General features: G+C 68.6%; 23 protein-coding genes and 2 pseudogenes. 12 read left to right on the top strand and 13 right to left on the bottom strand.

The annotated features are described in order from the left end of the window. The 4 genes from ACFWUY_RS37365 to ACFWUY_RS37350 form a co-directional block, all read right to left on the bottom strand. Window positions 1-605 (bottom strand): IS701 family transposase (locus ACFWUY_RS37365; RefSeq protein ID WP_384120612.1); only part of this gene is annotated, 605 nt, incomplete at its 3' end. A gap of 53 nt (window positions 606-658) precedes the next feature. After that, the gene (locus ACFWUY_RS37360; protein WP_384120610.1) at window positions 659-1,075 is read right to left on the bottom strand and encodes a PPOX class F420-dependent oxidoreductase; all 417 of its coding nucleotides are present in this window, start codon (window positions 1,073-1,075) and stop codon (window positions 659-661) included. A gap of 79 nt (window positions 1,076-1,154) precedes the next feature. Then, window positions 1,155-2,390: a serine hydrolase domain-containing protein gene (locus ACFWUY_RS37355; RefSeq protein WP_384120608.1), complete on the bottom strand. Its 1,236-nt coding sequence runs from the start codon at window positions 2,388-2,390 to the stop codon at window positions 1,155-1,157. Window positions 2,391-2,484: 94 nt separating this feature from the next. Next, window positions 2,485-3,381 (bottom strand): alpha/beta hydrolase, encoded by an 897-nt coding sequence (locus ACFWUY_RS37350; RefSeq protein WP_384120606.1) that lies wholly within the window; start codon window positions 3,379-3,381, stop codon window positions 2,485-2,487. Between the two features lie 119 nt (window positions 3,382-3,500). Between ACFWUY_RS37350 and ACFWUY_RS37345 the strand changes: the two genes are divergently transcribed. Then, window positions 3,501-4,589: a helix-turn-helix domain-containing protein gene (locus ACFWUY_RS37345; protein ID WP_384120604.1), complete on the top strand. Its 1,089-nt coding sequence runs from the start codon at window positions 3,501-3,503 to the stop codon at window positions 4,587-4,589. Between the two features lie 174 nt (window positions 4,590-4,763). Next, entirely contained in the window at window positions 4,764-5,135 is a 372-nt protein-coding gene (locus ACFWUY_RS37340; RefSeq protein ID WP_384120602.1) for a hypothetical protein, read from the top strand. Window positions 5,136-5,224: 89 nt separating this feature from the next. Here the strand turns inward: ACFWUY_RS37340 and ACFWUY_RS37335 are convergent. Continuing rightward, window positions 5,225-6,102, bottom strand: a protein-coding gene (locus ACFWUY_RS37335) for an IS5 family transposase (RefSeq protein WP_384120600.1) whose coding sequence is annotated in 2 segments (ribosomal slippage) — window positions 5,225-5,947 and window positions 5,950-6,102 — 876 coding nt in all. Because the reading frame shifts where the segments join, the coding sequence is not laid out codon by codon here. 417 nt (window positions 6,103-6,519) lie between these two features. Between ACFWUY_RS37335 and ACFWUY_RS37330 the strand changes: the two genes are divergently transcribed. Further along, window positions 6,520-7,413 (top strand): SMI1/KNR4 family protein, encoded by an 894-nt coding sequence (locus ACFWUY_RS37330; protein WP_384120598.1) that lies wholly within the window; start codon window positions 6,520-6,522, stop codon window positions 7,411-7,413. An 818-nt stretch (window positions 7,414-8,231) separates the two neighbouring features. Next, a complete protein-coding gene (locus ACFWUY_RS37325) occupies window positions 8,232-12,494 on the top strand; it encodes a GDSL-type esterase/lipase family protein (RefSeq protein ID WP_384120596.1) in 4,263 nt (1,420 codons plus the stop codon). A 173-nt stretch (window positions 12,495-12,667) separates the two neighbouring features. Here the strand turns inward: ACFWUY_RS37325 and ACFWUY_RS37320 are convergent, their stop codons facing one another. Continuing rightward, a complete protein-coding gene (locus ACFWUY_RS37320) occupies window positions 12,668-13,462 on the bottom strand; it encodes a helix-turn-helix transcriptional regulator (protein WP_384120595.1) in 795 nt (264 codons plus the stop codon). 306 nt (window positions 13,463-13,768) lie between these two features. Here ACFWUY_RS37320 and ACFWUY_RS37315 point away from each other — a divergent pair, with 306 nt between their 5' ends. After that, a complete protein-coding gene (locus ACFWUY_RS37315) occupies window positions 13,769-14,971 on the top strand; it encodes an IS110 family transposase (RefSeq protein ID WP_384120593.1) in 1,203 nt (400 codons plus the stop codon). Between the two features lie 17 nt (window positions 14,972-14,988). On the opposite strand, the gene ACFWUY_RS37310 is transcribed toward ACFWUY_RS37315, so the two are convergent. Both ACFWUY_RS37310 and ACFWUY_RS37305 read right to left on the bottom strand, forming a co-directional pair. Next, window positions 14,989-15,225 (bottom strand): hypothetical protein, encoded by a 237-nt coding sequence (locus ACFWUY_RS37310; RefSeq protein ID WP_030556546.1) that lies wholly within the window; start codon window positions 15,223-15,225, stop codon window positions 14,989-14,991. Next, window positions 15,218-15,583, bottom strand: coding sequence for a hypothetical protein (locus ACFWUY_RS37305; RefSeq protein WP_384120590.1), 366 nt, complete (start codon window positions 15,581-15,583; stop codon window positions 15,218-15,220). Before ACFWUY_RS37305 ends, ACFWUY_RS37310 begins: the two co-directional genes overlap by 8 nt. A 272-nt stretch (window positions 15,584-15,855) precedes the next feature. Here ACFWUY_RS37305 and ACFWUY_RS37300 point away from each other — a divergent pair, with 272 nt between their 5' ends. Beyond that, the gene (locus tag ACFWUY_RS37300) at window positions 15,856-16,626 is read left to right on the top strand and encodes an SAM-dependent methyltransferase (protein WP_384120586.1); all 771 of its coding nucleotides are present in this window, start codon (window positions 15,856-15,858) and stop codon (window positions 16,624-16,626) included. 201 nt (window positions 16,627-16,827) lie between these two features. Here ACFWUY_RS37300 and ACFWUY_RS37295 read toward each other — a convergent pair whose 3' ends face one another. Next, the gene (locus ACFWUY_RS37295; RefSeq protein WP_384120582.1) at window positions 16,828-17,775 is read right to left on the bottom strand and encodes a zinc-binding alcohol dehydrogenase family protein; all 948 of its coding nucleotides are present in this window, start codon (window positions 17,773-17,775) and stop codon (window positions 16,828-16,830) included. 104 nt (window positions 17,776-17,879) lie between these two features. Here ACFWUY_RS37295 and ACFWUY_RS37290 point away from each other — a divergent pair, with 104 nt between their 5' ends. The 4 genes and pseudogenes from ACFWUY_RS37290 to ACFWUY_RS37275 all read left to right on the top strand — a co-directional run. Then, window positions 17,880-18,341 (top strand): MarR family winged helix-turn-helix transcriptional regulator, encoded by a 462-nt coding sequence (locus tag ACFWUY_RS37290; protein ID WP_384120578.1) that lies wholly within the window; start codon window positions 17,880-17,882, stop codon window positions 18,339-18,341. A 912-nt stretch (window positions 18,342-19,253) separates the two neighbouring features. Continuing rightward, window positions 19,254-19,841 carry a competence protein CoiA family protein gene (locus ACFWUY_RS37285; RefSeq protein WP_384120575.1) on the top strand — a complete coding sequence of 196 codons (588 nt, stop codon included), beginning with the start codon at window positions 19,254-19,256 and terminating at the stop codon, window positions 19,839-19,841. Between the two features lie 401 nt (window positions 19,842-20,242). After that, entirely contained in the window at window positions 20,243-20,638 is a 396-nt protein-coding gene (locus ACFWUY_RS37280; RefSeq protein WP_384120571.1) for a hypothetical protein, read from the top strand. 210 nt (window positions 20,639-20,848) lie between these two features. Further along, window positions 20,849-21,138 (top strand): annotated as a pseudogene (locus ACFWUY_RS37275) (transposase); the annotation flags it as partial. A gap of 175 nt (window positions 21,139-21,313) precedes the next feature. Here the strand turns inward: ACFWUY_RS37275 and ACFWUY_RS37270 are convergent. Next, window positions 21,314-21,940 (bottom strand): class I SAM-dependent methyltransferase, encoded by a 627-nt coding sequence (locus ACFWUY_RS37270; protein ID WP_384120568.1) that lies wholly within the window; start codon window positions 21,938-21,940, stop codon window positions 21,314-21,316. A 425-nt stretch (window positions 21,941-22,365) separates the two neighbouring features. Beyond that, entirely contained in the window at window positions 22,366-22,962 is a 597-nt protein-coding gene (locus tag ACFWUY_RS37265) for a DUF2867 domain-containing protein (protein ID WP_384120566.1), read from the bottom strand. 94 nt (window positions 22,963-23,056) lie between these two features. Between ACFWUY_RS37265 and ACFWUY_RS37260 the strand changes: the two genes are divergently transcribed. Beyond that, complete coding sequence (locus ACFWUY_RS37260; RefSeq protein ID WP_384120564.1) at window positions 23,057-23,623, top strand: TetR/AcrR family transcriptional regulator; 567 nt, start codon at window positions 23,057-23,059, stop codon at window positions 23,621-23,623. Here ACFWUY_RS37260 and ACFWUY_RS37255 read toward each other — a convergent pair. Then, window positions 23,620-23,769, bottom strand: a pseudogene (locus ACFWUY_RS37255) (IS481 family transposase); the annotation flags it as partial. The gene ACFWUY_RS37260 and the pseudogene ACFWUY_RS37255 sit on opposite strands and share 4 nt — an antisense overlap. A gap of 431 nt (window positions 23,770-24,200) precedes the next feature. Between ACFWUY_RS37255 and ACFWUY_RS37250 the strand changes: the two are divergent. Continuing rightward, the gene (locus ACFWUY_RS37250; RefSeq protein ID WP_384120562.1) at window positions 24,201-24,440 is read left to right on the top strand and encodes a hypothetical protein; all 240 of its coding nucleotides are present in this window, start codon (window positions 24,201-24,203) and stop codon (window positions 24,438-24,440) included. Here the strand turns inward: ACFWUY_RS37250 and ACFWUY_RS37245 are convergent. Then, window positions 24,427-24,948 (bottom strand): pyridoxamine 5'-phosphate oxidase family protein, encoded by a 522-nt coding sequence (locus tag ACFWUY_RS37245; RefSeq protein WP_384120559.1) that lies wholly within the window; start codon window positions 24,946-24,948, stop codon window positions 24,427-24,429. The genes ACFWUY_RS37250 and ACFWUY_RS37245 overlap by 14 nt on opposite strands. Between the last annotated feature and the right edge of the window lie 131 nt (window positions 24,949-25,079).

Here is a 25,079-nt window from a genome sequence, read left to right as displayed (position 1 = left end):
TCCGCACTCACCCACCCGAACGGGATCTTCTCCTCGATCGCCCGGCGAACCATCGCCCTGGCCATCGCGACCTTGGTCTCGAAAGCGACCGCGTCATCGATGCCGGCCCGCCGGCACCGTTCACGATCGTCGGTCCAGGAGGTGGGCAGGTAGAGGCGGCGGTCGATCAGCGTGCGGCCGCGGCCGGCGGCATAGGCGAGGAAGACCCCGACCTGGCAATTCTCCGTCCGCCCTGCCGTTCCCGAGTATTGCCGCTGAACCCCGGCCGACCTCACACCCTTCTTCAGGAAACCGGTGTCGTCGACGATCAGCACCGCCTCCCGGTCGCCGAGATGCTCCACGACGTACTCGCGAACATCGTCCAGGACCTCCTCCGCGTCCCAGTCGATCCGGTTCAACAGCCGGTGGATCCGGTCCGGACCCGCATGACCGGCCTCCTCGGCCAGCGTCCACCCGTTCTTGCGCTCGAGCGGAGCTACCAGCCCTCGCATATACGCCAGCGCCGACTCACGCGGCTCCGACCTGGCGAAACGGTGCACGAACCGCTCATGCAGAGCCTTCAACTCATCCGCCCACGACCGGGCATCAACCAGAACCCCACCCATGACCAGACCAACGACCAAGCAGTCAAACCGTCACGACAAGAACCGTTGCAGTACTAGGCCACCCTGGTGGCGCTGCCGAGGATCCTGGTCGGCGTGATGCGGGCGACCACGCGGACCTCCTCCGCCGGAGCCTCCGCGTACTCCTTGCCGCCGCCCGGACCGAGGTACTCCTCGGCGATGCGGACGGCCACCGCCCGGCCGGTGTCCTCGGTGACGGTGGCCGTGCCGCGTATCTCGACGTACAGGTCGGGGTCGGCGGGGTCGAAGACCGTCAGGCCGACGCGCGGGTCCCGGAGCATGTTCAGGGCCTTACGGCGGCCCTGTGTGGTGGAGATCAGCAACTCTCCGCCGTCGCGGCTGACCCACACCACCGAACTCTGCGGGGCCCCGTCGGGGTTGAGCGTGGCGAGCACGGCCATGTGCGGGGCGTCGAGCAGGCCGCGTACGGCGTCGTTCATCTCAAGGGACATGTCGGGGAGGCTATGCGGGCGCCCGGGGAGGCGCACCGGAATTCCCGGTGCGCCTCGGCGGCCTCGCGCCGCACGCGGGCTACGCGTCGCAGAGGGACCGGTCGTACAGCGCCTTCAGGGCCGTGTCGATGGGGTGGGGCTGCGGGGTTCCCTCCGCGCTCCGGGGGTTCCAGCGCTGGAGGTTGACCGCCATCGACATCTGGCGGCCGCCGTCCGCCCGGGTCAGGGAGATCGTGCCGGCTCCCCACACCGTGCCGTCGTGGCCCCAGAAGGTGCCGCAGTCGGAGATGACGACCTTGTGCAGCCCGAGGCCGTACTCGATCATCGTCCCGTCGAGTGCGCGGACCGGGACCGTGCGCTGCATCTGGGCCAGGGACGACCGGCTGACGATCCTGCCGTCGAGCAGCCGCGCGTAGAAGCGGTTGAGGTCGTCCATCGTGGAGATGAGGGCGGCCCCCGTGCCCGTCCACGACATGTTGTAGACGCTGTAGTCGCGCGGCGGTTCGAGCAGGCCCCACAGGGACTCGTACATGCGCGCGTGCGGCCCGTCGATCGTCGGCCCGTCCGGGAACCGGGTGTGCCGCAGCCCCGCGCGGTCGATGACGTGTCGGGTGATGTAGCGCTCGGCGGTGGTTCCTGTGACCCGTTCCAGGAGTTGGCCGAGCAGCAGCCAGTTGGTGTTGGAGTAGACGCCCGTGGGGCCGCCGGGCTCGCCTGCGGGCGGCGCCGCGAGTCCCAGCGCGATCAGCTCGGCCGGCCGGAACTCACGGAAGCGGTTGTCGTCCAGGCTGGTGGGTGAGTTCCGCTGGAGGGAGGGGAAGGCGTACGGGATGTAGTCGGGGATGCCGCTCGTGTTGTTGAGGAGCATCCGGACGGTGATCCTCCTGCCCCGCTCCCCCGGCACGAGGTCGGGCAGGTAGTCGCCGACGGGCGCGTCGAGCCGGATCCGGCCCCGCTCGACCTGCTGCATGACGGCCGCGGCGGTGAAGGTCTTGGTGATGCTGCCGACGCGTTGGCGCATGTCGGGGCTCACGGGCCGTCCGGTGGCGAGGTCGGCGACCCCGGAGGCCCCGCGCCAGGTCCGGCCGGCGTCCCGCACCTCGCCGAAGACCCCGGGGACGCCCGCCCGGTGGACGGCGTCCAGGGCGGTGCGCAGCCGTGCGGGCTCGACGCGGTTCGGCGTCGCCGCCGCCCCGGACGCCGTCCCGGCCGTCGTCGGTTGCGGGGTGGGGGCGGCCGCGACCGTGCCCACGCAGGCGGTGAGCGCGGCCACGCCGGCGATCAGGGAGAGGCGGATCTTCGATCGGAGTTTCACGGCGTACGTACTCCTTCGGTCGGGTGCGACGGGAGGGTGCGGGTGGTGCGACGGCACGCGAGGGGGTGCGCGCTCGGAGCTCGTCCGGCCGGCCTCATCCGGCCAGGGCCCGGCGCAGGACGGCGCCGAGTTCGGCGTTCTGCCGCTGCGAGACCTCGGCGGAGAGGATCGCCTGCGAACCGTGGAAGGTGCCGGGCCACTGGTGGATCTCGACCGACACCCCTGCCTGGAGCAGGCGCAGCGCGTACGCGATGCCCTCGTCGCGGTTCGGGTCGAACTCGGCGGTGGCGAGGTACGCCGGAGGCAGGCCGGTCAGGTCCTCGGCGCGGGCCGGGGCGGCGTACGGGGTCGCCGGGCCGCCGCCCAGGTAGTACCGCCACGAGGCCGTGAGCTTCTCCCGGTAGAACCACGGCGTGTCCGTGAAGTTCACCGCCGACCACGAGTCCTGCCGATCGTCGAGACCCGGTTGGTTGAGCAGCTGGAAACGAATCGGCGGCCCCTGCCGGTCGCGGGCCCACAGGGTCACCGCGGCAGCGAGGTTGGCGCCCGCGCTGTGGCCGCCGATCGCGATGCGGTCGGGCTCGACGCCCAGTTCGGCCGCGTGCGCGACGGCCCACTCCAGCACGGCGTACGCGTCGTCCAGGGCGGCCGGGTAGGGGTGTTCGGGGGCGAGCCGGTAGCCCACCGAGATCACCACAGCGCCGGAGGAGGCCGCGATGCGGGCGGCCCAAGGGTGTTCGGTGTCCAGGTCGCCCATGAGGAATCCGCCGCCGTGCAGCCAGACGACGGCGCCTTGGGCCTGGTGCGGGCGGTAGACCCGTACCGGCACGGGCGAATCGGCGGGAACCATGTGGTCCTCGACCTCCATGTCCGTGGTGTCGGGGACCGGTACGGCGGCGGCCAGTTGGCCGAAGTTCTTCCGCGCGGTGACCGGGTCGGTGAGGTCGGTACGGGGGAAGAACGGTACGAAGGCTTCGAGTTCGGGGTCCATGACGATCATCCTCGGGGAACCGCTCGCGGCGGGTCGTCCGCCGTCCGTCGGGCATCCGAGGCCGATCGCGCGCCGATCGGCGCGCGCCCTCCGCCTGCCCGTCCTCCTATCCTGCTGCCATGGAGGCTTTGGCCGTACGGCTGTCCGGACTCGATCCGCACGTCGAAGGCGCGCTCCGCATCGTCGCGTTCTACGACACCCTGATGCGCAGGCGCGTGGACCTTCCCGCGCTCGCCCGGGCCTCGGCCGGTCTCGCCGAGTGCGTCACCGGCGTGGGACTTCACGGCACCGGGCGGACGATCCGCGTCGCGCCGGACGGCCGCGAGGCCGCCGGCCCGGCGGGGCCCGCGTCCGGCACTGCCCCGGTGGTCCTCGACGAGGAGGAGATCGGCAGGGTGTGGCTGGAGCGGTCCGGCCCGGCCGGACTGCTCGACGAGGTGCTGCTCGACCGGCTGGCCCTCGCCGTGGCGGGCGCCGTCGAACGGTACGGTCCGGCCCGTACGACGATGGCGGACCCCGCGCTCGTCGAGCTGGTCATCAGCGCCGAGACCGACGAGGCGGCCCGTGCGCGGGCGCTGCGGCTCCTCGGGTTCGCCGCCGGGCCGCCGGTCCGGGTGGCCGCCGTACGGTCGCCACGACTGCCGCTCGACCAAGTGGGCGGAGTCGTCTGCCCCGGCCGGCCCGTGAAGGCGGCGCGGATCGGCAGGGTCGGCGTGATCCTGGCCTCGGCCGTGGACCGAACCCTGTTCCCCGCGGGCGTGCGGGCGGGCATCGGCGCGGCGGACAAGCCGGACCTGGCGTGGCGGGAGGCCCGCACCGCCCTGCGTCTCACCACCGCGCGCGAACCGGTGCTCGAGCACGCGGAGTTGGGCGCGCTGGCGCTGCTCGCGGAGGTGCCGAGGGAGGTGCTGCGCGGCAACCCCGACGTCGCGGCGCTCGTCCGGGTGGCCGGAGACCCGGGGAACCCCGAGGAAGAGACCCAGGAGGTCCGGGAAGCCCTGGAGAGCCGGGAGACCCTGGACACGCTGGAGGCGTACTGCGCGGCGGGGTCGCTGCGCCGGGCCGCCGGCGTCCTGCACCTGCACCACAGCAGCGTGGCCCGCCGCATCGATCTGATCGGCAGAGCCCTGTCCGTGGACCTCACCACCCCGACGGGCCTGGCCAGGGCGCGCGTGGCCCTGACGGCGTGGCGGTTGCTGGGCGACTAGGGCCTGTTGTGAAAGTGCAGTTCGCCGCTGCGGCGTAGGCCCATGCCGGTTCCAGACGTCCTGCCCTACCTTCCGAAGGAAAACTTGAACGCGTTCAATTGACGTGCCAGGGTGTACCCGTCGCGGTTCGTCGATACCGGTGACCCGACCGCGACGTCACGAGGAGGAATGCCGGTGAGTGGTGCGGCGAAGATCGAGGCGTTGATCGGGCGGGATGTCTACAGGTACCTGGTGGTCTTCTGTGGGGTGTGGGCCGTCTTCCTCGGTGCGTTCATGGTCCTGGAAGGGGGTCCCGTCGAGGATTACGTCACCTTCCTTGCAGGTCTCCTCGTAATCGTGGCCCTCCCCTCGCTGTCGCTGATGGTCATCGCCCACCTCCTGGCACGGAATAGAGCTGTCGGGGTGTTCCCTGCAGCGTGCGGAACGCTGCTGCTTCTCCCTGCGCTGTTTCTCCTCTTGACGGTAGTTTGGACCGCGTGCCTTGTTCAGGTGGTTGTCCTGATCGGCTTTCTGGCATGGAGCGCGTGGCGTACGCGAAGCTCGTGAGGCTTCAGGCTCGGCACATCGCGACGGGCGCGCCAGCGCCAACGGGCCATCGAGGCTTATTCAGCGCGGTTATGTTGCAAGGGTGCTGGTCAAAGCCACTCGTTGATCGCTGCGACCAGCACTGTCGCTTCGTAGCGGACGGCGAGTTTGTCGTACCGGGTGGCCACCGCCCGGTGGGGTTTGAGGCGGTTGATCCCGCACTCGACCGCATGACGCTCGCGGTAGTCGACCGGATCGAAGCACGGCGGCCGGCCTCCGCGGGAGCCGCGCTTCCGGCGGTTGCGCGCCTGGTCGGCCTTGTCCGGGATGGTGCAGAGGATTCCGCGGCGGCGCAGGTAAGCGCGGTTCCTGCGGGAGGCGTACGCCTTGTCGGCGCGGACCCGATGGGGACGGACACGTGGCCGGCCCGGCCCGATGCGGGGCACGCGGACCTTTGCCGGCACGGGTTCGAACTGCGGCGAGTCCCCGCGCTGCCCGGCCGTGACCACGATCGACAGGGGCTTCTGGCCCTGCTCGACGGCCAGGTGCGGCTTGGTGGTGAACCCGCCGCGCGACCTTCCCAGTCCGTGATCACAGGGCTCGGTGAAGACACCGCCCGGCGGTTCCTTCTGCGGGTCACTCTGCTTCCGCGCCCCGGCCGCATGCTGATGAGCGCGGCACACCGTGGAATCGACGCGCAGGTCCCACGTGATCGCACCCCTCGCGTCGGCAAGGGACTGGAGCCGGGTGAGGACCCGGTGCCAGGTGCCGTCCCGCTGCCATCGGCGGAACAGGTCGTAGATCCGGCCCCACGGCCCGTACTCGGCAGGAACGCGTCCCGCCACGGAACCCCTGTCCGGACCCGGAACCGTATGCCGTCGATCAACCGCCGCCGGGGCCGGACGGGCGGCCGACCCGCCCTGGCACCTTTTGGCAACAACGGCTCCAGCGCCGCCCACTGTTCGTCCGTGAGATCTCCCCGCCCCATGAACTGTGATCATTCACAGCTCAAGATCCACTTTCGATACACGGCCTAGACGCCGACCAGCTCGCCGCCCTCGCGCAGCAGGGCATGGACTGGGCAAGACCGGTGACGGTCCCCCAAGCCACCCCTGACAGCCTCTGATCGCCTACCTGAACCGCGAAACCGGCGGCGGAGGCCGCGAAGCCGTCCACGGCACCGGTGAGCGCCTTCGAGCGAAACATGGGGCCCCCTGGACGGGCTCTGTGACTGTCCCCAGGGACCACGTGGAACGGCTGGAGGACGGCACGGAGGTCAAGCTCGGCGTGTTCCTGTCGAACAGCAAGAGTCGCCGGGCCAAGCTTCACCGCGGCCATCGGTATTCGTGCACTGGCACCGCGACCGGCTCAGCCGACGGCCCAGGCGGACACCTACGCTGGCAACATGGCCCGCCCGAAGAACCCCCTTCCCCTTCCTGGCTCCCTCACGAGGCTCGTGCCGCCGCCGGCTGAACCCGTTGACGCCCACGGGGACTGGACCGCAGTCGAGCAGGATCTCGGCGTACAACTACCCGAGGACTACAAGGCCCTCGTCGAGGCATACGGCTGGGGCGAGTTCTGCGACTTCCTCTACCTGCACACACCCTTCGGCGACAGCCCGCACAACGGCCTGGAGCGGCAGAACGGAAGCCCTTTCGCATCTCTTCGATGGGACGGACAGAAGCGCTACCCCTACCCACTGCACCCGGCGTCAGGCGGTCTCCTCATCTGGGGCACCACCACGGACGCGGACCGGCTGTGCTGGCCGACCACCGGCGACCCAGACCACTGGCCTGTCGTGATCTGGAGCCGGGACGGCGAGTACGAGTCCTTTCCCAACGGCACAGCGGAGTTCCTGGAAGGCTGGAGCAGCCGACACCTCAGCTCCCGTCTCCTGGGCGACATGGAGCCGGACCTCGCGCCGTGGTTCAACACCTTCCGCCCTCGCACCCACCGGTGCCTCCGCCTGTCCGAAGGCCTCCTCCCCTCTGCCGAACGCCTGCGCATACTCCGCGACGCCCTGGCCCCCACCTCAGACCGGGGAACCTGGCGAACGGAAGACGGCCAGTCAGGACAAGACCACTTCGCAACCACCCACACCAACTGGCAGCTGACCTACGACATGGCCAGCCCTCACCAAGTCCGCGTCAGCTACCCACCACACGACCACGAAGCGGTCCGCCAACACCTGACCACCGCCGTCCACCTCATGGGCTGCGACATCCTCACGATCACCACCGCAGCCGGAACACCCCTGCCCACCTGGAACACCCAAACAGACGAAGACGAACCCCAGTAACGCCCGCCTTCCCGGCCACCAAAAATGGGAGACGGGGCCACCGGCAGGTGAACACGCAGCGGAACAGGAGCGTCGCGGAGCACTCAGAACACCACGCCCACAACGGGACCGCTGCAGCCCACCCCTCGAACGCCTACAGACTCAGCACCACCCACACGCCCGCATCGGCGGCACTCCTCAGTACCAAAACAGCGCCACGCCTTCACCAAGACCACGACATCCCGTCACATCACCAGGTCATAGCACACAGCACCCGCTGAAAACTAAACACCGAACCACTGAAGAACCGCCGCCGAGCATCAAGAGGAACAACAGAGGAAGGTTGGAAAGACACCGCATCAGGATCCCATCAACGACCCCAGTACACCCACTGAACTAACGAAAAGATCAGTAAAAATGGGGCACATCACACAAGACGTTCCCTCGAAAACGCCATGATCGGGCGGTCGAGGTGCGTCAGCGTAGCTGAGCTTTCGATGACATCCGACGTCTAACACGAAATCCCGTTCCACGCTAGCTGCTCGTTAGCGAACCGATAGCGACGTATGCGATCTTCCCTTGAGGGGTCTTTATGTCGTCGGTTCGATGAAGCCGACGATCTATCGGGCCACCTTACGGAGTCTGGATCCCCGGCGGATTTGTCGGCTCGCGCGAGCACGCACGACACCAGGTTTCCACTGCCCGTCCGGGCGGTGAACAAAAACCGACCGGAGTCCAGGGCATTCCTCCCTCACCTATCCAGAAAACATACGGAAGACCATATGAGTAAAAAACGGGCGAGACGGCCGAGAGCTTCGCTCCTCGCCCTCGTTCTCGCGTTGTTCGGCGGGCTTTTCGTGGGGATCGGCGGCAAGCCGGCAGCCGCCGCCGAGATCGGCGTATGGAGCGTCAGTCACTTCGATTCCGCAACCTACAACATCCGGAACTCGAACCAACCCCACCGCTGGGGAGAAATAGCCGGGCTGGTCGCGCGCAACGACGTCGTGGCGCTCCAGGAGGTGCGGGACGTCGCATATCCTGGGGATCCGGCCAACGGGATCAGCGGTTTCGAGAACGAGCAAGTGCTCCATTCGTGGACGTACGGACCGGGGCCGACAGATGTGCTGCGCCTGCTCTCGTACACCTGGATTCCACCCGGTGGGCAGCAGGTCTACGTCTACAAATTGACGAACATGAGGCAGCAGCGTGCAGTGGCCCTGATAGTCCACGCACCGATACCGCCGCAAGACTTCTTCCCGGTGCCGCCGGTCGCGGACGACGTGGCGTCCAAGGCCATGCTGGGCGCGGTCGTCCCCGATGCCGCCGGCCACGAGGGAATCTTCTTCAGCGCTCACGCCCTCAACGGCGGTGGCGACGTGGGCCGCCTGGTCGACGCCGCGTCGGCCCTCGCGTTTGCCGAGGGCCTGCCGTGGGCGGTCATGGGCGACTTCAACATCAACCCGACGTGGGGCAACCAACTCCCGCAGGGCGCCCGCTTCGTGACCAGCGGGAACCCCACCTATCACTGTGGCGTGGGGGGCCAACGGCGTAACGAGTACGACTACATGGTCACCAACGACCCGGCCCCGCTGACGGCGACGGCGAACCCGGGCACCTCGAACTCCCCTTCCGATCACTGCACGGTGGAATTCGAGCCAGTGACCGCGTGTGCGGGGTTCGGTGTGATGGGAGCGAACGCCCCGTGCGTGCCGCCGTCCACCGGGGCCGCACGCAGCACCGGGGTGAGTTTCGTCAACCTCACCGGTTGCGACCTGACGTTGGAGCGGCACGCCCTGTCGCACGGCATCTGGACCGCCGCACCGCCCGGTCTCATCTCCAGGGAACAGGGCGCGGCGTGGGGGTCGGAGAGTTCGGGGCTCGCGACGGGGACGGAAGGAAACGTCCGGTACGTCACCCAGAACTGCTTGGAGACGAGCGACAACAACCGCCAGATGCAGTTGCACTGGAATAACCCGTTCATCGGCTCCAACAGCTACGACGAGAACGGCAGCGACTTCTCCACCTTCAGGATCGACCGGCAGGGCGGCGTCGGGAACAACACCACCGTGATCTGGACCGTGCGGCAGAAGCCGACGGCCGTGGTGGCGATGGGTGACAGCTACATCTCGGGCGAGGCCGGGCGGTGGGCCGGGAACGCGAACACCGGCAACGCCGGTTCCGCCTGGGGCACGGACCGGGCCGCGTCCGCCTGCAACGCCGACGAGAGCAGTTGCCAGCACGACCTGCAAGGGGTCTACGGGGACACCTCCTACGATGGGGGCAGCGGCTGCGACCGCTCCGACATGTCGGAGATCGCCGGCGCCGAGATCGACGGCATCCCGCCCGCGCGACGGTTCAACCTGGCCTGTTCGGGGGCGACCACGGACCACGTGGTCCGCAGCGAGTTCAAGGGAGAACGGCCGCAGGTCGAGCAGTTGAAGGATCTGGCGAGGTACTACCGGGTCAAGACGATCGTGCTTTCGGTCGGCGGCAACGACCTGGACTTCTCCGGGATCGTGTCGGGCTGCGCACAGCGCTTCATGTCCGGTTTCGGAGCCTGCAAGGGCGGGCAGGACAGCGCCTTCCGGGGCAAGCTCACCGGGGTCGAGGACAAGGCGGTGGAGACGATGAACAGCATCCACGCCGCCATGCGCTCCCAGGGGTACGACAGCAGGTACTACCGCCTGGTGGCCCAGTCCTACGCGGGCCCGATCGCCGACAGCGCCCACATCCGGTACCCGACGGAGAGCTACGAGCGCTACACGTCGGGCGGCTGCCCGTTCTACAACGAGGACGCCTCCTGGGCCCGCAACGAGGTCATCCCGGCGATCAGCACGATGATCAGGAGCGCCGCACGGCGAGGGGACGCCTTCTTCCTCGACGTGCAGGACGCGCTCGCCGGGCACGAACTGTGCCACAGCGGTGCCGAGCAGGCCACTGTGGCCAACACCCTGGCCGTCCCGCTGCCTGCGGCGAAGGCCGAATGGGTGCGCTGGGTTCCTTACCTGCTGCTGCCGTGGGGGTCCCAGGGCGACAAGCAGGAAGCCGTCCACCCGAACGCCTACGGGCAGAAGGCGCTCAGCAGCTGCCTGACCCAGGCGAGCGGCCAGATCGACAACGGCGGCCGGGAGTTCCGCTGCACGTCCACGGCCGGCTCCGCGCAGCCCTCCGTGCAGACGGTGGAGTACGACACCCAGGAGACCGCGGACCGGATCCTCGCCGGGAACAACCGTCGCAGCGGTCCGGGCGGCGGTCTGCCGGACTGGAGCAAGGCCGGGTACCGAGGCGGCGAACCGCTGCCGGACGCCTCGTCCCTCTCCGGCGATCCACGCTGCGCGATCACCCCTGAAGAACTAGCCGAACATTACGTCGTGAAGCCCGACGACGGTCAGGACGACACCGCCGGCATCCAGAAGGCCATCGACGACATCCGCACCACCTGCACCCCCGACGCCTCGCCCGACAGGCTCTCCTCGATCGAACTGCCCAGGGGCACCGTCGAGGTCAGCAAGCAGCTGTCCGTCGACGCCTCCTACCTGGTCATCCGTGGCCAGGGTACGAAGCCCGGCAGCGGTACCAAGATCGTTTTCCGGCCGGACGCCGCGACCAAGTACGACACCCTCTACCAGGGCAGTCGCTGGGACCAGGACGCGATGCGCTACGAATGCCCCGGCAAGCTGGGCGGCTCGATCACCGGCACCGGCGGGTGGATCTGGCCCGGACGCGGCCTGTTCCGCGTGCAGACCCGCGAGGTGTCGGCCAAGCACCAGCGCATGTGCGGTGACATCTCCGCGATCCCGGAGAACCGCCGGGACCTGTTCGAGGGATCGGTCAACCAGCACTGGGAATCGGGCGTCACCCTCGCCGAGAACACCGCCACCCCCGGCTACGCCGCACGTGAGGGCGCCACCACGATCCCGCTCAACGGCTCCGCCGACATGTCCGTCTTCAAGCCGGGCGGCTACCTGTGGGTCGGGGCGGCGAACACCATCGGCTTCTACGACAGCCAAGGGGTGGACACCGTCGGCCAGGTGGGGAAGCTGGAAAACCTCCACATGCGCCAGCAGGTCTTCGTCATCTCGTCGGTGGACAGTGCCCGACGCACCATCACCATCGACAAGCCGTTGGAGTTCGACGTCCCCGTCACCTCCGTTTCCGATGGCTCCCCCGCGATCGGCGGCACCGTCTACCCCAGCAAGGTCACTCCGCTCAAGATGATCACGGACGTCGGGTTCGAGGACTTCACCTTCACCCAGCAGAGCGACGGTCTGAGCGCCGAGTGCACCGATCCCGCCCCGAACTGCGCCACCCACAACTACGGCAACCTCGCCCCCGAGGCCGCCATGCACGGCATCGTCTTCAAGTGGGCGGCCAACTCCTGGGTCAGAGGGGTCAGAGGTGAGATGGTCGGCTCCCATCCCATCGTCACCGAGGTCGCCAAGAACCTCCAGGTCCAGAACAACCACTTCGACGGCGCTTGGAACAAGGGCAAGGGCGGCAACGGATATCTGCGCGGCTCCCGCGTCTGGGACTCCCTCTACGCCTTCAACACCACTCGCAACCTGCGCCACTTCACCTTCCAGTGGTCCTCCTCCGGAAACGTCGCCTTCGCCAACGACTTCGACTCCGACCTCAACCTCCACGGGGGCTGGGAACGCCGCAACCTCTTCGACAACAACACCGTCCACGTCCCCTACAACCACTCCTCCGGCAGCTGCACCGCCAACTGCGGCGGAGAAGGAGGCGTGGGCGACAAGGGCACCTGGTGGCCGATCTACTGGAGCGCCGGTTTCAAGGCCGTCAACTGGTCCGGTTCCAGCGGCCCCCAGAACATCTTCTTCAACAATGACCTGGCAAAACAGACCGTCAAGAACGGCCCCTACCAGCCCTATCAGCCCTACTCCACCCGCGGCCGTGTCTACCAGTTCGGCTCCGCCGAGGACTCCCCGCAGTCCTTCAAACACCTCGACTACGGCAGCGGCGACAACCCCATCGTGGACTGGGCCGGCGAGGAGAACAGGAGCTACGCCTCGGGAATGGGCGTCAACAACAGCCACCAGGACAGCAGTGACTCCCTCTTCGTGAAGTCCTACCGGCACTGACGACCACCGCCCCTACGACACCAGGGCCGTACCCGCTGTCCGGCGGGTACGGCCCTTCGGCGCACACGTGAACGCCCCCGCCTGCGCGCGGGGCGTTCGAGCGGGGCAACCAGGCCGTTCATCGATGCGGGAGCCGCCGGTGTCCACGGCCGAAGCCGGGGCACCTGCGCTAATCACTTACGGGGCGGTGAGGCGGGCCAGGTGCGTGCAGCGGACGCCGTCGGCGGGAATGTCACTCCATCGCCAAGACGTCGGCCCTGGAGTGCTCGGCGCAGTGGGCAGTGGGACCAGGCCGCCGCAGGCCGGCCGTGCGCACCGGCACATCGGGCTGGGGGCGTCCTGGGGGACGACGTGGCGGACCTGGCCGCCCGCCGCTCCTCGTGCGGCGGTGCCGCGCAGGCCGGCGGGCCAGGCGAGGGTGACGCGCAGGCCGCCCGAGCCGGACCGGTAGCGCTCGACCACCCGCCCCGGCCCGGTACCGCGAGCGGGGGCGTGGCGGGCGCGGTGAGCCGGCGGACGGACGCGCCGTCCTGGGCGGTGGTGAGCGCGGCGAGGGCGTCGGCCGTGTCGTCGTCCATCCAGCCGGACAGGTGGTCGTCCTTGGCTTCGTCGTCGGCCAGCTCCAGGACCGGGTCATCGAGCCGGAAATGGCGCTCCCCCGCCGCGTCGGACCACAGGGTGAGGGTGGCCGACGGGACGCCTGTAGGTAGGGCGATCTTGTCGTGGGCCAGGAGCCAGGCGACCACCGCGGCTCGCTCGAAGCGTGGGTGGATGTCGGTTCCGGCGATGGGGGTGGGGAAGTCGGCGTGGCGGCGGCGCCAGTGCTGCACGGCCGCCCGGCCCACCCCGGTCATCCGCGCGACCTCCGCCAAGAACGCTGTGTCGCCCTCCTGCGGGTCGATCGGGTCGAGGGCGGCGAGTGGGGAACGGCGGCCTGGGGCGAGGGTGCGCAGGGCGTGCCAGTCCACGGACGGGCGGGTGACGGGCAGGAGGGCGATGTCCTGGCCGGAGTACAGCGGGACGTCGGTCCCCCCCCCGTTACCTTCTTCGTGGCTCCGCAATGGGGCCTCTGGCCTTCGGGTCCGGCATGACTTCCCCCCCCTTGTTGTTGATGATCCGGGGGGTGGTGTCACCGGGTCCGGAGGCATCGACGGACCGCTGATGAGGGGCTTGAGCACCGGCTTCACCCGAGCCGGAAGAGCTCTCCGTAACGTGGATGTGGCAGCTCGGTGCCGAGGCAAGGCCGGACGAAAGCGTGATGAAGGGGCCTGCACGTGATCGACACCGGCGGCATCGACGTCTTCCTCGGCCTGGACGTCGGCAAGGGCGAACACCACGCCACCGCCGTCACCCCAGCCGGGAAGAAGGCGTTCGACAAGCGCCTGCCCAACACCGAGCCCAAGCTCCGCGAGCTCTTCGCGAAGCTGAAGGCCAAGCACGGAACGGTGCTGGTCGTGGTCGACCAGCCGGCCTCGATCGGCGCCCTGCCGCTGGCCGTTGCCCGCGACATGGGCTGTCCGGTCGCCTACCTGCCTGGATTGACGATGCGGCGGATCGCCGACCTCTACCCAGGTGAGGCCAAGACCGACGCGCGGGACGCGTTCATCATCGCGGACGCCGCCCGCGCCATGCCGCACACGCTGCGGGCAATCGACGGCGAGGACGAGACGATCGCCGAGCTGGAGATGATCGTGGGCTTCGACGACGACCTGGCCGGCGAGGCGACCCGGGTCGCGAACCGGCTGCACGGCCTGCTCACCCAGATCCATCCGTCGCTGGAACGGGTGCTGGGGCCGCGGTTGCAGCACCCGGCCGTCCTCACGCTGCTGGAACGGTTCGGATCACCGGCACAGATACGCAAGGCCGGCCGTCGGCGGCTGATCACCCTACTGCGGCCGAAGGCGCCGAGGATGGCCGAGCGTCTGGTCGAGGAGATCTTCGCCGCGTTGGACGAGCAGACCGTGACGGTCCCTGGGACCGAGGCGGCCGCACTGATCGTCCCGAGCCTCGCCGGCTCGCTGAGGGCCGTGCTTGACCAGCGGAAACTCTTGGCCCGGCGGATCGAGGAACTCCTGGAGGGCCACCCTCTTTCCAAAGTCCTGACTTCGATGCCAGGCATCGGCGTCAGGACCGGAGCCCGCATCCTGATCGAGGTCGGCGACGGCAGCACCTTCCCGACCGCCGGCCACCTCGCCGCCTACGCCGGCCTCGCCCCGGCCACCCGGAGCTCGGGCTCCTCGATCCGCGGCGAACAGCCATCCAGAAGAGGAAACAAGCAACTCAAACGGGCCTTCTTCCTCTCCGCGTTCGCGGCCCTTGGCGACCCGACCTCGCGGGCCTACTACGACAAGAAGATCAGCCAGGGCAAGCACCACACTCAGGCCCTGCTCTGCCTCGCCAGACGACGAGCCGACGTCCTCTTCGCGATGCTCCGCGACGGAACCTTCTACGAACCCCAACCCGCAGGGACCAGGTGACGGTTCAGACTCACCGGTCAGTCCTCCTCCGGCCGAAGCCGCTGCCGAGCGGCCTCAAGTCGCTGGTCATAGTCAGGCGCGAACAGCCCAGGAAGTGACTTGTCCAGCGTCCCGGCGATGCGATGGATCGGCGCCCAGACCGCCGGATCGTCGACAACCCGGCTCAGGTCCGTCATCTGCAACTTCTCCAGCCAGTCCGACAACACCAGCGCCTCGTCACTCGTGAGCTTGATCGTGACCTGGCTATCACCCATGCACACCCCTACGGCTCGACCCCACCCTCGACCACACGAACCTACTGGTCCTCGACCTTGACCAAACACATAGGGGCACCCCCCCGCCCCGGGCGCGCTTGTAGTCGATCGTCACCGTGCTGACGGGGGCGATCCAACCGAGACGCACCACCTGGTCCCACTCGGCACGGCGGACGCCGAGGCGTCGGGCGGCCTGGTCGGGGCCGAGGGGGACGTGGCGGTCCAGGAGCGCGGGCAGGTCCCGGCGGCGGGCCAGGGTGGCGGCCTGGTCGGGGTGGACGCCGGGGGTGGCGGGGTCGCCGCCGAGGTAGGCGAGGAGGCCGGCGCGGACGAGGTGTCCGATCGCCGTGGCGGTCACGCGCGGGCGGCCGAACGGCAGTGAGCCTTTTCCAACCTGAAGCACCTGCCAGTCGAAGGACCCCGCAGCAGCTCCCCGGAGGCGCCAGTCACCTGGTGAAGACCTGGTCAGGAGCCCATGCTGGACTCGGGTAGCCGATCAACGACAGTGCGCTGACCAGTGCGGATGCCAGGTTGGAAAAGGCTCACTGTTGCCACGCCTGCACCTGGGCGGGGAGTCGAAGCAGCGAGGCGAAACCGGGTTGTGCCTGGAGCGATGATCGGCTTGGGTTCGTGCTCGTGACTGCCTTGAATGACCTCGTACGTCCGGACCGCTATCCGCGCTCCTCCCGCTATGACCCTGGCTGGTTGCTCAGCCTCTCCATGGGGCCGAACCCGTTGTGGATGTTGGAGGACCTCGCCCAGGACCTTGATCTGCGCCCGGGGATGCGGATTCTCGACCTCGGTTCCGGCAAGGGCGCCACGTCGGTGTTCCTGGCCCGCGAGTACGGCGCCCGGGTCGTCGCGGCCGACTTGTGGATCGCCCCCGAGGACGCGGCAGCCGTCTTCGCCGACGCGGGTGTCGGCGATCAAGTGGAGGCTGTGCGAGCGGAGGCACACGCCTTGCCCTTCGAGGAGGAGAGCTTTGACGCCATCGTGAGCGTCGACGCGTTCGAGTACTTCGGTACGGCAGACAACTACCTGCCCTACCTGGTCCGGTTTCTCCGCCCCGGTGGACAACTCGCCATGGCGACTCCCGCCATGACACGGGACGCCCGTGAGCTCGGGGCCATCCCGTCCCACATCAAGGACGTGGTGGGCTGGGAAGCGATCGCCTGGCACACGGCGGAGTGGTGGCGCTTCCAGTGGGCGATCACTGAACTGGTGGAGGTCACGTCCGCGCGGCTACAGCAAGATGCCTGGCAGGACTGGCTGCTGTGGACCCAGGCATGCGCCGAGCATCAGCCAGACGGCCAGAGCGCCAACCAGCCGGTCATCGACATGCTCACCGCAGACGGCGGAGAGTTTCTCTCCTTTGCCCTGGTAACCGCACGCAAGAACTAGATGGTCAACTCCGAAAGTGTTCGGGGCTTGACGCGCTTGGTATGGCTGTGTGGGGCACGGCAGGCTGGGCATCGGCCAAGGGCCGCTGCCCAGCGCTGATGAGGGTCATACGCGAGTTACTCCCGCGTCCGAGGTGATCACTTCCGTCCTGGCGGGGTTCACCGCGGGAGCCACTTCGTGGCCGGTGCTTTCTGCGTGTTGTCAGGCGACGCGGAGGATGCTCTTGCCATGGGTTGCGCCCTCGGCGAGGCGTTGCACGGCCATGGCCAGGTCCTTGAGGTCGTACTCGGCAGTGATGTCCACGCGGACCTGGCCATCGGCGACGAGGTCGAGTGCACGGCGGGCACTGTCGGCGAGCCGCTCGGGGTAGGTCTGGCTGAGCAGGTTGCTGTTGTAGGTCAGGAGCGATGTGCCCTGCATGAGCAGGTCGTTGGCGTCGGCGAGGACAGGTTCGTACGTGGCGAGGTTGCCGTATGCCACCAGTCGGCCGTGCGCGGCGAGCTGCGCAAGCCCTGCGTGACGGGTCGAGCCGCCGACCGGGTCGAGGATCACGTCGAACGTGTCGTCGCCGAGCGTAGTCGGGAATTCCTTGCGCAACAGGAGCTGGTCGTACCCGAACCGCGCGGCATAGTCGGCCCTGTCGGCGGTGCCGACCACGCCGACGATCCGGTCGGCTCCGGCCCGTCGGGCGAACTGGGTGGCGAGGGTGCCGACCGAGCCGGCGGCGGCGTGGATCAGCACGCGTTCGCCGGGCCGCACACGTGCGACGGTGTTGATCAGGTCGTAGGCGGTCGGTGTACCCCAGCCGAGACCTGCGGCCGTCCGCAGCGGCATGTCGCCGATGCCGAACGTGAGCACGGCAGGCGCCAGGACTACCTCGGCGTAGGCGCCCGAGCCGGTCAGCGCGGTGACGGGTTCTCCGATCCGGCGTGATTCGACGCCCTCGCCGACCGCGGCGATGTGCCCGGACGCCTCGAAGCCGGGGACGAAGGGGCGGGGCACGGGGAAGTGGCCGTCTCTGACCATGGTGTCGCCCCACTGGATCCCGGCGTAGGCCACCCGGATCGCCACCTGGCCGGGGCCGGGGGCGGGTTCTTGGACTTCGGTGACCCGGTAGCGGTCGTCGGTGTCGAGCACAACAGCCTTCATGAGGACTTCCCCCTGTGTTGACTCAGTATCCTTACACTTAAGGACGTTAGGCGTATCAGGATCCTTAGTCAACACATGAACCTGCTAATTAAGGGAGAGTCGTGGTGGAAGTCCCGATCGAGAACGACCTCTGCACCCGGATCAGGCGCTCAGAACAGGCGTTGATGGCGCACCACGAGGCAGTACTGCGTGCCTACGGGCTGACCATGACGCAGTACACCGTGCTGTTGATCCTCTCGCGCGAAGGCGGCCTGTCCGGGGCCCAGCTGGCCCGGTCCTGCGGCGTCACGCAGCAGAGCATGAGCAGCGTGCTGACCAACATGGAGACCAAGAAACTGATCCGCCGCGAGACGTCCCCCGTGCACGCCAAGGTGCAGATCGCCACCCTCACAGATGCGGGCCAGGCGCTGCTGGACCGCGCCTACCAGGAGGTGGTCATCCTTGAGCGCGCGCTCACCGACGCGTTCACACCCACCGAACACGCCGCACTCTGCGAACTCCTGGAACGCGCCACCAGCGTCCTGACCCAGCAAACGCGCCACGCGACAGCCCCGCCCGCCACCTGAGCCCGCAGCCGCTACGCGCAGAATCCCCCCATCGCCCCGGCCATGTCGGCCTCCACGGTGCGCCGCTGGCTCGAGGCCGACGCGATCAAGCCACGGCAGTACCGGTCCTTGACGACCCGAACGTCCAGGCCGAGGCCGCCCGCGTGCTGGACCTGTACGCCTGTGTCTTCGACGGCGAACCCCTGGGCGACGACGAGTGCCTCGTCTCCAGCAATGAAAGACTTCCGTCCAGGCCCTCTGCCGCTGCCATCCGACCCTGGCGTCAGGGCGAACCAGGGCGATGCGCGTCAACCACGAGTACCAGCGCGGCGGCGCGCTGGTCTACCTGGCCGAATACGACGTCCAGCACGCGAAGGGTCTTCGGCCGTTGCCTGAACCACATCAGGTTCGCCGACGGAACAGGTCGCGCTCCTTCCTCACTCTCTCCTCCATCTCTGCCGCCTCCCGTACGGCGCCCTGCTCCGTCCGCCGCCACGTGACACGCTCGGCTTCGACCCGGGCAAAGTGCTCGTCCAGGCACGGCTCGCACAGCTCGTCGGTACGGTCGCCCCAGGCCCTTGCCCGCCGACGGCGCGCCTCCCGATCCGGCGGCGCCCCAGTCTCCGGCCGGTCAGCCGGCCGTCATCACTATCTGGGCGGTGTTCGGCTCACCGGTGTCGAGCGGAGTCCGGCGCGGCTGCGTCGTCCGGCCAAGTACTCGGTGCCCGGGGCAGGCCGCCGCTCACCTTCGAGTGAGACGGGTAGAGTTCGGCTGGATGGTCAAGCTCAAGTGGATCCGGGCCGCGGAATGGATCGAGGTCCGGTTCGGCGTCGGGACGCCCTGACCGACGCGACGTATACGGCCCTCTGTCAGTGGTGCCTGATACCTGGTGTCCTGTCAGGTACGCCGTACGTACGCCGGATCGCCAGGAGATGCGATTCACGCCTTTCACCGCGCTGCACCCCGACCTTGGCCGCCTCGACGCCACCCTTCCCGACCTCGGACATGGCCTGGAGTGGGCCCGGATCCACAAGGCCCGGCCCCGCTTCCCGCTCACCTGCCCCGCGTGCGCCTGGACTTTGCACCCCAAGCTTTCTGGGCCCAGGAAGCGGCGGTTCTTCTGCCACGATCCCGGGCGGCCGCCGTCGTGCGAGCTGTCGAACGAGTCGTGGGAGCACCACATGCTCAAGCTGGAGATGGCGGGTGCGATCCGGGCGGCCGGGTGGTTCGCGGCCCTGGAGGTGTCGGCCGAGGACGGGTCCTGGCGGGCGGACGTGATGGCCTGGTCCGCAGACGGGAGCCGGCGGATGGCCTGGGAGGCGCAGTTGTCGCCGATCACCGTGGACGACATCGCCGCCCGCACCGACCGGTACGCCGCCGAGGGGATTCGGGTGTGCTGGGTGTCGCCGGATGTCCGGCCGCCGCAGTGGATCAGCGCGGTGCCGGCCGTCCGGGTCCGCGCTCCCCAGGAGCGCGAGCAGCAATGGGTGGTGGACGACGGGCTCGCCGGGTTCATCTAGCGCAGTGGGCGGTGGGAATTTCGTGAGGAGCCGCTGGAGCGGTTCGTGCGCTGGGCGCTGGAGGAGCAGGTCATGCCAGCCGAGGTGCTGCCCCGGTACCGACGGGTGTACCGGGTGGTGAAGGGCGAGCAGCGACGGTTCAAGCGGGATCAGTGGTGGACCTCGCGGAAGTCGATCGTCGATCAGGACAAGCACGAAGTAATGCGGCAGCGGCAGGAAGCCGAGCGGGAGGCCCGGCAGCAGGAGCGGGAGGAGGCCGCGGAGCGGCGCCGGAAGGAGCTGGAGGAGCAGGAACGGGTACGGAAGGCCGAGGAGGCTGAAACGGGAGGAGGAGCACCGCCTCTACATGGAACAGATGCGGCGCCGGTGGGCGCAGGAGGGCGCGCCGGGAGCAGGAGCGGGTGGAACGCGACGCGTGTCTGGCGCGTGAGCAGACCGAGCGAGAGGAGAAGGAGCGCCAGGATCTGGCCACGGCGAGGGCGTGGTGGGGCCGGCTGTCGCCGGAACAGGTCGCCGAGCTGTTCGCCGCCGTCGCCGGGTACGCGTGGCGGACCTCGGGTCTGCGGGTGGAGAAGCCGGTGACGTGGACGCCGTACGCCCGCGGCGTCCCCTTCTACGTGCCGGGCAGGCGACGGGCACTGTACTGCGTCGTGCGACCCTGCCCCGACCTGATCGCTTCCTGCCCGGACGTCGCGAAGGAGCTGGTCCTGGCCCGCAGCGCCCAGGAAGCACGCGAACTCGCCGACGTCCTTCCCGCTGGCCGGATCGTGCATCTCGACCTGCCCGAACACGAATAGCTGACCATGTGCTGAGCACTGCTCTGGGCGGGGATCATCGAGCGGCAAATTTCATGGTCACTATCCGATTGTGCCGCTGCCGGTCCCGGCGGCACGGCGCGTGATCAACAGCTGGTGCTCCGTGGCAACCTGGCGCACGAAGTGGTTTGGAGCCGGGGGTAGACCGCCCGTGACGGCGAACAACGACCCCACCGTCAGGGGTGGGGTAGCCTCCGGCTCGCCCGTCCACTGGCGGCCTACCTACGTCGGCCCTGGGAGAAGCCAAACCCCGCGGGCAGGCTTACCCCCGCGCGAGTCCGCCGCGGTTTTCGGCACCTTCGCCCGAAAGCCGCCTGCCCGACCGGAGCACCGAAATTCTCCCGGCCCGGCCCAGGACGGCCACCCGGCAGCAGGAACAACCAGCCCACCACACGCTACGACGTGCACACCGTCGGCAGACCGAAGCCAACAAAACGCCGGACGAAGAACCCAGCGCCCCGCGTCCACGCCGCACAGGTTAAAGATCAAGCTAGTGGGGCGGGGGTTGCCAGAGGCTTCTGTCCCGCCGGGGTCGGATTTCGGATCGGGTGCGTGGTCGCGTCCGACGCCCTGCCGCCCGTTGCGGGGTGCAGGCGATCAAGGCATGAGATCGCTCGGGTATCTGCTCGGGTCGGACCGTGGTGCGAAGGTGCGGACTCATGTGATGGGGCGGCGGTGCACGCTGACGGCGTAGCCGCAGTCTTGGTGGTAGGGGTCGCCGCTCCAGGTGGCGTAGCGCTGTCGCAGGGTCAGTCCGGCCTGGGCGCACCAGTGGTCGAATTCTGTCAGGGTCACCGTCGGTTCCGGCAGCGGCAGGTGTGCTGCGTCCAGTCCCATGCCCGTGATCAGCAGACCGCCGGGGCGCAGTGTGGCGGCCAGCTGCCGGACGACCATGGGTTCGGTGCCGGGGGCCAGGAGGGGGATGACGTTTCCGGCGGCGAGCGCCAGGTCGAAGCCCTGGTCCAGGCCGAGAGTGTCCAGGCGGGTCAGGTCTCCGAGGAGCCATTCCTGTGTGGGGGCGTCTCGGCGGGCCACGGCGAGCATCGAGGGGTCGATGTCCACGCCGGTGCAGTGGTGGCCCAGTTCCGCGAGTCGGATGGCGATCCGGCCGGTGCCGCAGCCGGCGTCGAGGACTCGGGCGGCGGGTTTCAGCAATGCGGTGCAGAAGGTGGCTTCGCCGTGGATGTCGTGGCCTGATTCGGCAAGCTGCGCGAAACGCTGAGCGTAGTCCTCTCCGGATTGTCCGCCGGTCAGTTCTGCCCAACGGTCGCGTTGCCCAGTCATGTTCTCAGTGCCTTCCGGTCAGCCTCGCCCAGCAGGCAGGGGCGAAGAGGGTGGCATCACATTACGTGCGGCTGCAGGTGGGCGCCTCGTGGGTGCCCGGGCCGTCACCCTGGAACAGTGCGCCGGCTCGATGGCTCGATGGTGGGAAGGGGTGTTTTTGGTGTGGATGTGCGGGCTGGTGGCAGCCGATTCGCTGGCATGCGGTCGCTCCCTGGCAGCCGGCTGGTCACCCTGTGACACAGCGGCCGATCCGGTGCGGTCTTTCTCCCATCAGGCATGCCGCACACATCAACGCTGGCGCCCGCCCGCTGCCACCAGTGTGCGTATTCCCGGCTGCGGGGGGGCGGGTGGAGCAGTTCCACCACGATCATTCGTGTCTTCGCCCGAGCCTGTGCCGTTCGAGGAGGGGCTGCGGGGAGGGGGTGTCAGCGTGCCGTGTTCTCTCGCCACTCCCGGCCGATCGATCGCATCAGGGCCGGGTAGACCCCTAGGTAACGGAAGGGTTTGATGCCGAGCATGTACAGCGAGCCGAGGCGGCCGTTGGGCTTCACCAGGACGGCCATCTGGCCGCGGTAACCGCCGTTTCCGTCGGAGACCCAGCCGATGTGCATCACTCCGTGCATGGTCTTGTTGGCGTATTCGGCGGCCCACTCGTTGTGTGTCTGGAAGACCGATATGAAGGGTGCCGTGCTGAGGTCGGGCCCCTGCGGCCCCTTACGCAGGTCGTCCGGCAGCCGGTCGCGCAGCGTCGTCACCCGGCCGCCGACGCCTGAGTTCGGCTTGTCCCATCCGAGTAGCGCGCCGAGTTTCCAGCGCACCGAGAAAAGGAATCGGCCCACGGGGTTGCCACCGTCCGGACCGTCCTTGCCGTCTGCCATCTGCTGGACCAGGAGGTGCAGGTCGTCGGGGCCGCCGGGCGTCGGCAGTGCCCACAGATCCTCGAGTCGGAAGTCGCCGGCGATCTCGTGGATCCGCCAGGGGCGGGACGTGTGGTCGGTTGCGGGAAGGCGCAGATCGCTCATGGCAGATCCCTGTCTATACGGTGGCGTATAGATCAAGCATAGACCCATCCATACGGCTCCGTATACTTGGCCGGGACATGCGAGGGAGACACGGATGGGCACGATCCGCACACCGCGGGACAAGTGGATCGAGGAAGGGCTGCGTGCGCTTGCCGTCGGCGGCCCCGAAGCCGTCCGGGTCGAGGTCCTCGCCCAGTCGCTCGGTGTCAGCAAGGGCGGTTTCTACGGTTACTTCCGCAACCGTGCCAGCCTGCTGGAGGAGATGCTCGACGCCTGGGAACGCGGGGTCACCGAGGATCTCATCGAGCGGATCGAACGCGACGGGGGCGACGCTCGCGAGCGGCTCGGGCGTCTCTTCGACTTCGTAGGGTCGGGCGAAACGCCCGTGACCAGCGCCGGGGTCGAACTCGCGATCCGCGATTGGGCCCGGCGCGACGAAGCCGTCGCGCGCCGCCTCCGGCGGGCCGACAACCGGCGCATGGATTATCTGCGCGAGCTCTACGGGGCCTTCTGCCCCGACGAGGGCGATGTCGAGGCCCGCTGCCTGATCACCTTCTCACTGCGCATCGGCGACCACCTCATCGCAGCCGACAACGGCCCGCGCAGCCGCACGGAGGTCCTCGCCACGGTCAGGAACCGGCTGTTGGCCAAGAGGCCCTAGGTGTATTGACCCGCAGCGTTGTTGACGCGGGTGATGGGCGGATGTCCGCCGAGTGCGGTGTGGCAGCGGTGGTGGTTGTAGGTGTGGAGGAAGTCCGCCAGGGCCGCTGTCCGCTCGATGTTCGAGGTGTAGGGCCGCAGTGAGGCTGATCCTGCTCCACCAAATGAAACGGCGTCAATTGGCGCTGGGCGCAGTCAATGAGCCCTTTCCAACCTGGCATCCGCACTGGTCAGCGGACTGTCGTTGATCGGCTACCCGAGTCCAGCACGGGCTCCTGGCCAGGTCTTCACCAGTTGACTGGCGCCTCCGGGGAGCTGCCGCGGGGTCCTCCGACTGGCAGGTGCTTCAGGTTGGAAAAGGCTCCTTGCACCGGTATTCCGTCGACGGGCCTCCTTCATGCGCTGTCGCCGTTGCCAGACGACCATGATCGTTCTCGCCGGGATTTCCTGTACCCCAACTACTCACATCCGTCGAGTCCCGTAAGTTCACGCGATCTGAAGGGTTCTCGGTGGGAACTCAAGGGTCCGTCGTCGTGCTCTGCGGAGTTGCTCCATGGGTTCGGGGCCAACTCGCGACCTTGCCGTTCCTGGTCCCCTGGACCGGCAAGACGCCGAGCGGCCCCCTGCTCGAACGCAGCGAAGCGGAGTTGAGAGCTTGGGGGCGGGGCAGCCTCGGGTCGCTGCTGTACCGGCGGGCGCTGGGCGAGGCCGTAGCCACGGCGCTGGCGGTACGCGACGGCGCGCCGTCGACCGGCCCCGCACCCACGTACGCGCAGGTGCAGGCCCTCGTTGACGGGCTCGGCGTCACGTGCCGGTGAGCTTGTCGAGGTCGGGGGCGTAGACGGTCATCCAGTGCGGGTTCAGCCGGTAGTAGACGACCTCGCGGTTCCAGTCGAAGGCGTCGTCGTCGTCGTAGAAGTCCTTCAAGTAGGCGAGGAGTTCCTGCCAGTCGGCCGTGGTCTCGGCGTCCTTCGGGTTCAGCTCCTCCACCGTGCCGTGGGTGAACACGCCGAGGTCCTCGCCGCGCATGTGCGCGACGCTGGCGGCCGGACGGGCCGCGAGATGACGGGCCTTGGCGGCGTTGCGCGCCGTGCCGAAGTGCCACCGGCCGTGCAGGAAGTGCCCGTCGGCGCCGCTGATCCGCGGTTCGCCCTTTGCGGTCACCGTGGAGAGGGCGAGCGTGCACATGCCGGTGAGGACCCCGGTGAGCTGCGCCGCCGTGATGGTGCGGCCCTCGACGATCGAGCGGAGGTGTGCGGTCGAGCCGGAGAGGGAGGAGTCGAGGAGGAACTGGAGCTTGTTGAGTTCTTCTGGGGTTTCGCGCATACGTCCATCGTCGGCCGTAAACCCGACACCCTCTGTCGTCATTGAGCCTTTTCCAACCTCACGATGGGGTGTGGTGAAGGGCGACGACGGCCTTGATGATGTCGGTGATCCGGTTGGTGCCGCAGCGGAGC

It is taken from the genome of Streptomyces sp. NPDC058664 (assembly GCF_042716635.1).
Classification (GTDB): Bacteria; Actinomycetota; Actinomycetes; order Streptomycetales; family Streptomycetaceae; genus Streptomyces.
Note: the sequence above shows the minus strand (reverse complement) of the source record. Positions and strands in the feature narration are given on the sequence as shown.